Annotated in this window: 9 protein-coding genes; 5 read left to right on the top strand and 4 right to left on the bottom strand. The window is 71.3% G+C overall.

The genetic code is table 11. The features are described from left to right. The first annotated feature begins 50 nt into the window (after positions 1 to 50). Both tesB and CSC62_RS14325 read left to right on the top strand, forming a co-directional pair. Positions 51 to 962 (top strand): acyl-CoA thioesterase II, encoded by a 912-nt coding sequence (tesB, locus tag CSC62_RS14330; RefSeq protein ID WP_162407370.1) that lies wholly within the window; start codon positions 51 to 53, stop codon positions 960 to 962. A gap of 7 nt (positions 963 to 969) precedes the next feature. Further along, positions 970 to 1,491 (top strand): hypothetical protein, encoded by a 522-nt coding sequence (locus CSC62_RS14325; protein ID WP_162407369.1) that lies wholly within the window; start codon positions 970 to 972, stop codon positions 1,489 to 1,491. A gap of 49 nt (positions 1,492 to 1,540) precedes the next feature. On the opposite strand, the gene CSC62_RS14320 is transcribed toward CSC62_RS14325, so the two are convergent. Continuing rightward, a complete protein-coding gene (locus CSC62_RS14320; RefSeq protein ID WP_162407368.1) occupies positions 1,541 to 2,158 on the bottom strand; it encodes an EF-hand domain-containing protein in 618 nt (205 codons plus the stop codon). Between the two features lie 176 nt (positions 2,159 to 2,334). Between CSC62_RS14320 and CSC62_RS14315 the strand changes: the two genes are divergently transcribed. Further along, positions 2,335 to 3,081 (top strand): arginyltransferase, encoded by a 747-nt coding sequence (locus tag CSC62_RS14315; protein ID WP_162407367.1) that lies wholly within the window; start codon positions 2,335 to 2,337, stop codon positions 3,079 to 3,081. A gap of 72 nt (positions 3,082 to 3,153) precedes the next feature. Further along, positions 3,154 to 4,377, top strand: coding sequence for an endonuclease/exonuclease/phosphatase family protein (locus tag CSC62_RS14310; protein ID WP_162407366.1), 1,224 nt, complete (start codon positions 3,154 to 3,156; stop codon positions 4,375 to 4,377). A gap of 18 nt (positions 4,378 to 4,395) precedes the next feature. Here CSC62_RS14310 and purT read toward each other — a convergent pair whose 3' ends face one another. Together purT and CSC62_RS14300 are read right to left on the bottom strand one after the other, a co-directional pair. Further along, complete coding sequence (gene purT / locus CSC62_RS14305; protein ID WP_162407365.1) at positions 4,396 to 5,601, bottom strand: formate-dependent phosphoribosylglycinamide formyltransferase; 1,206 nt, start codon at positions 5,599 to 5,601, stop codon at positions 4,396 to 4,398. A gap of 1,009 nt (positions 5,602 to 6,610) precedes the next feature. Further along, positions 6,611 to 7,387 carry a DNA adenine methylase gene (locus CSC62_RS14300; RefSeq protein ID WP_162407364.1) on the bottom strand — a complete coding sequence of 259 codons (777 nt, stop codon included), beginning with the start codon at positions 7,385 to 7,387 and terminating at the stop codon, positions 6,611 to 6,613. A gap of 197 nt (positions 7,388 to 7,584) precedes the next feature. Between CSC62_RS14300 and CSC62_RS14295 the strand changes: the two genes are divergently transcribed. Continuing rightward, positions 7,585 to 8,211 (top strand): hypothetical protein, encoded by a 627-nt coding sequence (locus CSC62_RS14295; RefSeq protein WP_162407363.1) that lies wholly within the window; start codon positions 7,585 to 7,587, stop codon positions 8,209 to 8,211. Here the strand turns inward: CSC62_RS14295 and CSC62_RS18210 are convergent. Next, positions 8,169 to 8,969, bottom strand: coding sequence for a hypothetical protein (locus CSC62_RS18210; protein WP_162407362.1), 801 nt, complete (start codon positions 8,967 to 8,969; stop codon positions 8,169 to 8,171). The two genes, CSC62_RS14295 and CSC62_RS18210, sit on opposite strands and share 43 nt — an antisense overlap. Position 8,970 lies beyond the last annotated feature (1 nt).

The raw sequence follows: 8,970 nt of genomic DNA, 5'->3' as shown, positions 1-8,970 counted from the left end.
CCTACAAAGGGCCCGGTATAATCGCCGCCCGCTTCCCGCCTGGCCCGCCCGTGTCCCCCGCCCTCGGCCCCGTGGTTTCCGAACTGATCGACCTGCTCGCCCTGGAGCGGCTCGAGGACAACCTGTTCCGTGGCCAGAGCCGCGACATCGGCACCAAGTACGTGTTCGGCGGGCAGGTGCTGGGCCAGGCCCTGGCCGCCGCCCAGGCCACCCTCGACAACGGCCGCCACGCCCATTCACTGCACGCCTACTTCCTGCGCGCCGGCGACATCGACCACCCCATCGTCTACGACGTCGACCGCACCCGCGACGGCGGCAGCTTTTCCGTGCGCCGGGTCACCGCGATCCAGCACGGCAAGGTGATCTTCTTCTGCGCCGCCTCGTTCCAGGACGACGAACCCGGCGCCGAGCACCAGCTGAAGATGCCCGACGTCCCGCAGCCCGAGGACATCGCCCCCGCACTACCGGTGCCGCCCGAGGTGATGGCCACCCTGCCGACCAAGGTCCAGCGCTGGCTCTCGCGGGGTGGCCCGTTCGAGTTCCGCCACGTCTACCCCCGAGACGAGCTCAACCCGCCCAAGCGCCCGCCCTACCAGCACGTCTGGTTCCGCCTGCGCGAGAGCGTGGGCGAGATCCCCGCCGAACTGCACCAGGCCCTGCTGGCCTATGCCTCCGACTTCCACCTGCTGGGCACCGCGACCTTCCCGCACGGGATCAGCTACTACACCCCCAACGTGCAGATGGCCTCGCTCGACCACGCGCTGTGGTTCCACCGCCCGTTCCGCGCCGACGAATGGCTGCTGTACTCGCTCGACAGCCCCAGCAGCCAGGGCTCGCGCGGCCTGGCCCGCGGCCAGGTGTTCGACCGCGCCGGCCGGCTGGTGGCCAGCACCGCCCAGGAAGGCCTGATCCGGGTGGTGCCCGACGCCGGCAGCGCGCGCCTGGTGCCCGCACAGGACTGAACCGACGATGCGCCAGATCTTCACCAGCCAGCGGCTGGAAACCGTGGAAGGCGTGGCCCGGCTGCTGGAGGAGGCGGGCATCCCCGTCCACATCAGCCAGCCGCGCTCCTACCGCAGCCGCCGCAGCGGCCAGTTCAGCTATGCCGAGCCGGTGCCGGTGAAGCAGCAGCCGGCGGTCTGGGTGCGCATTCCCGAAGACCAGCCGCGCGCGCGCGAACTGCTGCGCCAGCACGGGCTGATGACCACCACCCGTTCCTATGCCGACCTGCCGCAGCCGGCGACCGAGGCCCTGCCCTCGCGCTTCGACGCGCCGCGCGGCGGACGCTGGGCCTGGCGCCTGCGCCTGGTCCTGCTGCTGGTGATCGCCGGCGTGGCGGTGTTCATCTGGCTGGGACGCAAGCCGCACCCGGCCGCGCCCGTGGTGCCGGCATCGGCACCGGCGCCGACCGCGCAGCCGGCGGCACCGGCCGACGAAAAGGCCGACGAAGAAGAGGTGCGCGTGCGCATCTCCCCTCCGCCGGCCGGCTGAAACCGCCCGATCCCTGCCGCCACGCGGCGGCAGGGGAACGCAGGCGTGCTTACTTCGCCGCCGCGCCCTGGGTCGCCGCCGGACCGCGGCCGCCGCCGCCACGGCGCTCGCCGCGCGGCCCGCCATGACGGGCCTGGGCCGCGTCGTACTCGGCCCGGCTCAGGCTGCCGTCGCCGTTGCTGTCCAGCGCCTTGAAGCGGGCGTCGCGACGCTGCTGCGAAGCCAGCTCGCGGTCGGCGCGGTCGACGAAGCCGTCCTTGTTCGCATCCATGCGATCGAAGCGCTCGGCCGCCGCCGCGGTGGCCTCGGCCTTGCTGATCCGGCCGTCGCCGTCCTTGTCGGCACCGGCGAACCCGGGGCCGTCCGGGCCGCCGAAGCCGCCGCGATGCCCCGGGCCGTGGCGGCCACGGTCGCCGTGCGGACGGCGCGGCAGTTCCCCGCGGTCGAGCTTGCCGTCGCGGTTCTTGTCCAGGGTGTCGAAACGCTCGGCCAGGCGCGGGAACGCGGCCGCCTCGCCACGTTCGATCACGCCGTCCTTGTTGGCGTCCAGCGGCTTGTGCGCCGGGGTCGCAGGCGCGGCGGGCGTCGGAGTATTGGACTGCGCCAGGGCGGCTCCGGCGGTGACGGCCAGCAGGGCGGTGGCGATCAGGAAAGGGGTCTTCTTCACGGTGTTCTCCGGGTCGTCGTGGGCTTGGTAACCACGCAGGGGAAAACGCCGCGCCGGCGACGGCGTTGACCGTCCGGGAGCCGCGTTCAGCCGCCAGCCGGCGGCGGCGCAGGCCTGGTCGCGTGCAGCGAGACACGGCGGGGGTATGCTGCGGGCGACCGTCGACGCCACCTGCCATGGGCCACGACTCCTCTCCCACCGACGACCTGCGCCTGTTCCAGACCGGAGGCCATGCCTGCGGCTACTGGCCCGAGCGCGACGCGCGCGACCTGGTGCTCGACCCGCGCGACCCGCGCCTGCCCCACATCTATCCTCAGGCGCTGGACTGGGGCTTTCGCCGCTCCGGCGACATCGTCTACCGCCCGCACTGCGCGCACTGCCGCGCCTGCGTGGCGGTGCGCATTCCGGTGGCCGAGTTCGTGCCCGACCGCAGCCAGCGCCGCTGCCTGGCGCGCAACGCGGAGGTCGAGGCGCGGATCGTGCCGGCGCGGCGCACGCCCGAGCATTTCGCCCTGTACCAGCGCTACCTGGAAGCACGCCACCGCGACGGCGGCATGGACGGGCACGGCACCGCCGAGTTCGACCAGTTCCTGGTCGGCGCCTGGTCCGACACCCGCTTCCTGGAACTGCGCGCACCGGCCACCGCGGACGCGCCCGGCCCCTTGCTGGCGGTGGCGGTCACCGATCGCATCCCCACCGGACTGTCGGCGGTCTACACCTTCTACGAACCGGAACTGCACGCGCGCGGGCTGGGCACGCTGGCGGTCCTGCGCCAGCTCGAATGGGCCCGGCGCGAAGGCCTGCGCCACCTGTACCTGGGCTACTGGATCGACGGCCACGCCAAGATGGACTACAAGCGCCGCTTCCATCCGCTGGAAGCCTTCGACGGCCGGCGCTGGCGGCCGTTCCCGCATTCCCGGTAGATCATCGATACGGCCGCGATGCGCATCGGCGCCGACGCCGCGCCGTCATCGCCACGTGCCAGAATCGCGGCCATGCACATCCGCCTCCGCGCCCTGTTCCCGGCCCTCGCCCCCACCCTCGCCTTGATCCTTTCCGCCTGCGCCGGCCCCGTACCGGTCCCCACGCCCGCTGCCGATACGCCGGCCCGCCTGCGCGTGGCCACCTACAACACCTCGCTGTACGCCGAGGCCGAGGGCGGCCTGGTCGCCCGCCTGCAGGCCGGCGACGCCGGCGCGCGCAAGATCGCCGCGGTTTTGCAGCGCGTGCGCCCGGACCTGGTCCTGCTCAACGAGTTCGACTACGACCCCGCGCACCGCGCCGCCGACCTGTTCCAGCGCGATTACCTGGAACAGGCCCAGCCCGGCGGCGGCGAGCCCCTGCGCTATCCCTACCGCTACCTGGCCGAAGTGAACACCGGCGTGCCCAGCGGCCTGGACCTGGACCGCAACGGCACGATCGGCGGCGAAGGGCGCGACCGCGGCAACGACGCCTGGGGCTACGGCCTGCACCCGGGCCAGTACGGGATGCTGGTGCTGTCGCAGCATCCGATCGACGCCGGCCAAGTGCGCAGCTTCCGCCTCCTGCGCTGGGCGACGATGCCCGGCGCACGGCGCCCGCTCGACCCGGCCACCGGCGCGCCCTGGCACGCCGACGCGGTGTGGCGGCAGCTGCGGCTGTCGTCCAAGTCGCACTGGGACGTGCCGGTGCGCACGCCGGGCGGCACCGTGCACTTCCTGGTCTCGCACCCGACCCCGCCGGTGTTCGACGGTCCGGAGGACCGCAACGGCGCGCGCAACGCCGACGAGATCCGGCTGTGGCAGGAATACCTCACGCCGGGCGACAAGCCCTGGCTGTGCGACGACGCCGGCCGCTGCGGCGGACTGGCCGCCGATGCCCGCTTCGTGATCGCCGGCGACCTCAACAACGACCCGGTTGACGGCGACGGCCACCACGAGGCCATCGTCGGACTGCTCGAGCATCCGCGGGTGCTGCGCATGGCCACCCCGCGCTCGGCGGGCGGCGCCGAGACCGCGCGCGCCTATGCGGCCAAGGGGATCGCCCACCGCGGCGCGCCGGAGCACGTCACCGGCGACTTCGGCCCGCGCGCCGGGGCGATGCGGCTGGACTACGTGCTGCCGTCCACCGGCTTCGTCCTGCACGGCCAGGGCGTGTTCTGGCCGGCATCGGGCGACCCGGACGCGGCCATCGCCGACGCCAGCGACCACCACCTGGTGTGGGTGGACCTGGAACCGTAGGCGGGAAAACGCGCGGACTCAGTCCGCGCGCAGTTCGATCCCGATCGCCTCGGCCGCCGCGCGCGCCACCGTGCGCGCCGCGTCTACGTCGGCGCCGCGCGCCAGGGTCACACCGACCCGGCGCTGGCCTTCCACCTTCGGCTTGCCGAACAGGCGCAGGGCGGTGTCCGGCGCCTGCAGGGCCGCACCGACGTTGGAGAACACCGGCACGCCGTGGCCGTGCGCCAGCAGCGCGCACGAGGCCGACGGGCCGTTCTGGCGGATCGTGCCGCCCTCGCCCGCTCCGACCGGCAGGCCCAGGATCGCGCGCGCATGCAGGGCGAACTGCGGCAGGTCCTGCGAGACCAGGGTGACCAGGCCGGTGTCGTGCGGCCGCGGCGACACTTCCGAGAACCAGACCTGGTCGTCCTTCACGAACAACTCCACCCCGAACACGCCCCAGCCGCCGAGGTCGTCGGTGATCGCGCGGGCGATCCGCTGCGCGCGCTCCAGCGCCAGCGGCGACATCGGCTGCGGCTGCCAGCTCTCGCGGTAGTCGCCGTCGCGCTGCAGGTGGCCGATCGGCTCGCAGAACGAGGTGCCGCCGGCGTGGCGCACGGTCAGCAGGGTGATCTCGTAGTCGAAGTCGATGAAGCCCTCGACGATGCAGCGGCCGGCGCCGGCGCGGCCGCCGGTCTGGGCGTATTCCCAGGCCGCGTCGGCCTGGCCTGGGTCGCGCACGGTGCTCTGGCCCTTGCCCGAGGACGACATCACCGGCTTGACCACGCACGGCAGGCCGACCGCGGCGATCGCCGCGTGGTATTCCTCGAGGGTGTCGACGAAGCGGTAGGGCGAGGTCGGCACGCCCAGGGTCTCGGCGGCCAGGCGGCGGATGCCCTCGCGGTCCATGGTCAGGCGCGCGGCGCGGGCGGTGGGGATCACCTTCTGGCCGTGCTCCTTCTCCAGCTGGACCAGGGTCTCGGTGTGGATGGCCTCGATCTCGGGGACGATCAGGTCCGGCTGCTCGCGCGCGATCAGCTCGCGCAGGGCGAAGGTGTCGAGCATGTCCAGCACGTGGCTGCGGTGGGCGACCTGCATCGCCGGTGCGTCGGCGTAGCGGTCGGCGGCGACCACTTCCACGCCCAGGCGTTGCAGCTCGATGGCCACTTCCTTGCCCAGTTCGCCCGAGCCGAGCAGCAGGACGCGGGTGGCGTGCGGGGACAGCGGGGTTCCGATACGGACCATGGCGGCAGCGGCGCGGGGATGGGGGCGCACAGTGTAGCGGTCAGCGTTTGCCTGTGATGTTGGGGTGAAAGCCGCCGCGCTGTCTGTGTTGCTTTGAAGCAAAGGCGCCGGCTTCGGGCTGAGCAATATGCCGGTTGGATTGAAGCAAAAGCGCCGGCTCCGGTCTGGGCCGCCGTGTCTTGGGTCTGCGGTGCACCGCGCGGGCGGGCGTCCTGCCCGCAACGCGCGGCCGTGGCACGTCCCTGTGCCACTTGCACCGCAGACCCAAGGCACGACGGCCTCTGCGGGTGTGGAGTTCACCGCTTCGGATGCTTCCGCTCTTTGTAAGGCGCCGCATGGTTTGCTCAGGCCTGCCACATGGTCTGCACAAGGCCCAAAACCGCGTTCTAGGGCCCTTCGAGCAGGGGTCTAAGCCGCTCCGGACCGTCCTCGATCAGCGTCGGGTCCGCCACCGGCCACGACCGGAACAGCTCCGGCCCCAGAGATGGCAGCGCCGCCAGGCCGTCCAGACCCGGCGGGCCGCCCATTACCCAGTCCAGCACCCTCTCGGGTGGGAGGACCACCGGAAACCCGCCGTCTGGGTTGTGGCGGGCTAGAACCGAGAAGTCCCGGCCGGACCCCAAGCCGGCGAGAAACATCAGCTCCCCACCCGGGGGCTCGTAGTAGCGCCAAGGGCGCCTCGTGCTGACCAGGTGGAAGCCGCTGGCCAGGACGGCGACTGCCTCAGTTGGTGCCGCCTGAGCCAAGTCCACATCCCACAGGATCGGCCGCCCCGCCCGCCACTCCAACGAACCCCGGACCGGCTTCCCCCACTGCGCCCGGTACAGAAGCCCCGGAAAGCGGCCTGGCTCGATGCCCCAGGAATACGATTGGTCTCCGTGGCCACCCGGCCCTTCGTGCGGCATACCTGCCGCAGCTTCGTACTCGGTCCCGGGGTGGGTTCTGGCAATCAGCAGGCGCATGCCGCGAGGGTAGCCGGCAACCGTCTCTGGGGCTGCGAAAGTCCTCGCTACCAGCTCCTCACAGCCAGCTCGTACCGCCGCTGTCCCTTGCTCGCCGCGCTGCGACCGATCGTGTAGGTCGTGGCCAGGCGCTTGAGCCGGAAACCCGCGAACACCTCCCGCATGTCCGGGTGGTCGTTGATGGTCACCAGCACCCGGCCTTTGGCCCGACGCATGACCTCCGCCAGGGCCTGGTACTGGTCCAGGCCGAACGGGTTGCCGTAGCCCTCGGTCTGCCAGTACGGCGGGTCGGCGAAGAAGAACGTGGCCGGCGTGTCGTACCGCTGCATGCAGGCCTGCCAGTCTAGGTTCTCGATCACCACCCTGGAGAGCCGCAGGTAGGCGTCGCTTAGATCCTCCTCGAGGCGCAGCAGGTTCAGCCTGGCCGGGCTGCCCGGGTCCACTCCGAACTGGCGCCCCCGCACCTTGCCGCCGAAGCAGGTCTTCTGGAGGTAGAAAAAGCGGGCGGCGCGCTGGATGTCGGTCAGCGTGTCCGGCTCGGCTTGCAGGAGGCGCTGGAACTCGTCCCGCGCCACCAGCTGCCATCGGAATTGCCGGACGAACTCATCAAGATGGTGCTGCACCACCCGGTACAGCGTGATCAGGTCGCGCTGGGCGTCGTTCAGCACCTCGACCTTGGCCGGCTCGGGCCGGAGGAACAGCATCGCCGCGGCGCCTGCGAACGGCTCCACGTAGGTCTTGTGCGTGTTGTCAAAGAGCGGGAGCAGCTGGGCGGCGAGGCGGCTCTTTCCGCCTGGCCAGGGGATCAGGGTCTTGGTTTTCAACGTGTCTCAGCCTTTGCGATAGTCGGTGGCCAAGCTGTCCGGGCTCTCGCGGGAGCGCAGGGTCTTGGCCAATGCCACGCGGCTGATTCGCGTGTGTTGCGGTGGCGGGTCGATGCTTGCCGGCATCGGCCCGTCGCCCTGTTTCAATTCGGTCGGGTCGCCCCCATAGAGGTGGGAACACCAGGATCGGCGCCAGCATGCAGACCCCAGAAGAAGCCAGGGCAGCGGCAGACGCCGCGCTCATGAATGCCAGGAACGTTTTCCACGTCGCTGCCGCGGCATATGCGCTTCTCACCGATGAGGAACACGGCGGGTTGATCGCTAACTACCAGTTCTGGATCAGCGAGAAGGGATTCAAGGCTACCCGTAGGGGGGAGGAGCGCCCCCACGGCGACGGGAGCTACCGGCGCATCAGTTACGAGAGGCAAGTGGCGCAGGCCTCGGCCGACGCGATGATCGAACTGGTCACCGGCAAGATGATCTGCGATAGCTACGAAGCGACAAAGCGATACGCTATCGCCGTAGGAGAGTGGGAACAGTTGCGCGACCAGCCCTGGTTCAACTTCGCTTGGCATATTCGGAACGCCCACAGTCACAACGGGCGCTGGGACTTCAGGAGCAACAGCCGAGGACTTCCGGTGACCTGGAAGCGGTTCACCATTTCCATCGACTTGGAGGGCCAAGAGGTGGCTGGCTTTCTCCCGGTCTACGAAGCCTTGAACCTCTGCGCGCAGATGATCCTCTACGTGCAGGGCTACGTGGACTTTGCGCAGCAGCCGGCTCAAAGCGGCGGCACCTCTTCGAAAGACCAGGCGACGCCATAGTAGTCCGCCCCGAGGTGGCCCATCGCACCCGCGGCCGCCCGGCCATAGACAGCGGTCCGGTGCAGCTCGGCTGCGTCGATCTCGGCCGCCAGCGTCTTCCAGCGCGGCACCGCGATCGCCCGCGCCGCGCCGGTCACCGCCACGCCCAACGTCTCCCAGCTCATGCCGTTGGCCAGGCCTGCGGCCCGTGCCTGCGCCAGGCCATCGGGAGTGAAACCGACCTTGAGGCGACGGTAGGTGCGCCGGGCCACGGTGTGCAGACCGCTGGCGATCGTGCGGGACACCAGGCTAGGGTCCACGCGCTCGATCTCCCAGTCGCCCTTGATGGCCACCTCCACCCCGCGCATCACCACCAGCTCGCCGGCGTCGAACGCGCCGGCGCCGACCGTCAGCTGCAGGCCGACCAGGGGCGTGTTGTCGGCCGGCAGGACGAACCACGCGGCGCGGCTGCCGTCGGGCAGTTCGACCACGGTCTGGGTCGCGGCGTTGCCGCCCAGGGCGTAGGGATAGCCGCTGTCGCCGCTGCGCTTGCCGGTGAGCGTCAGCGTGGTGCCGGCGGCGCAGGTCAGACCCAGGGCACCGACGATGCGGATGGGCGCGGCGCCGGCCCAGTCGGCGCGCAGGTTGGCGCTGCCGGTGCCGCCGCTGATGCGGGCGATGCTGGCGGGGTGGCCGTCGACCAGGGCGGCGGCGTTGACGACGGCCGCGCCGTTGACGGTGGCGGTGATGCCGGCCGGCTGGCCGTATCCGATCAGCATG

The sequence above is a fragment of the Pseudoxanthomonas jiangsuensis genome (genome assembly GCF_010093185.1).
Lineage (GTDB): Bacteria > Pseudomonadota > Gammaproteobacteria > Xanthomonadales > Xanthomonadaceae > Pseudoxanthomonas > Pseudoxanthomonas jiangsuensis.
Note: the sequence above shows the minus strand (reverse complement) of the source record. Positions and strands in the feature narration are given on the sequence as shown.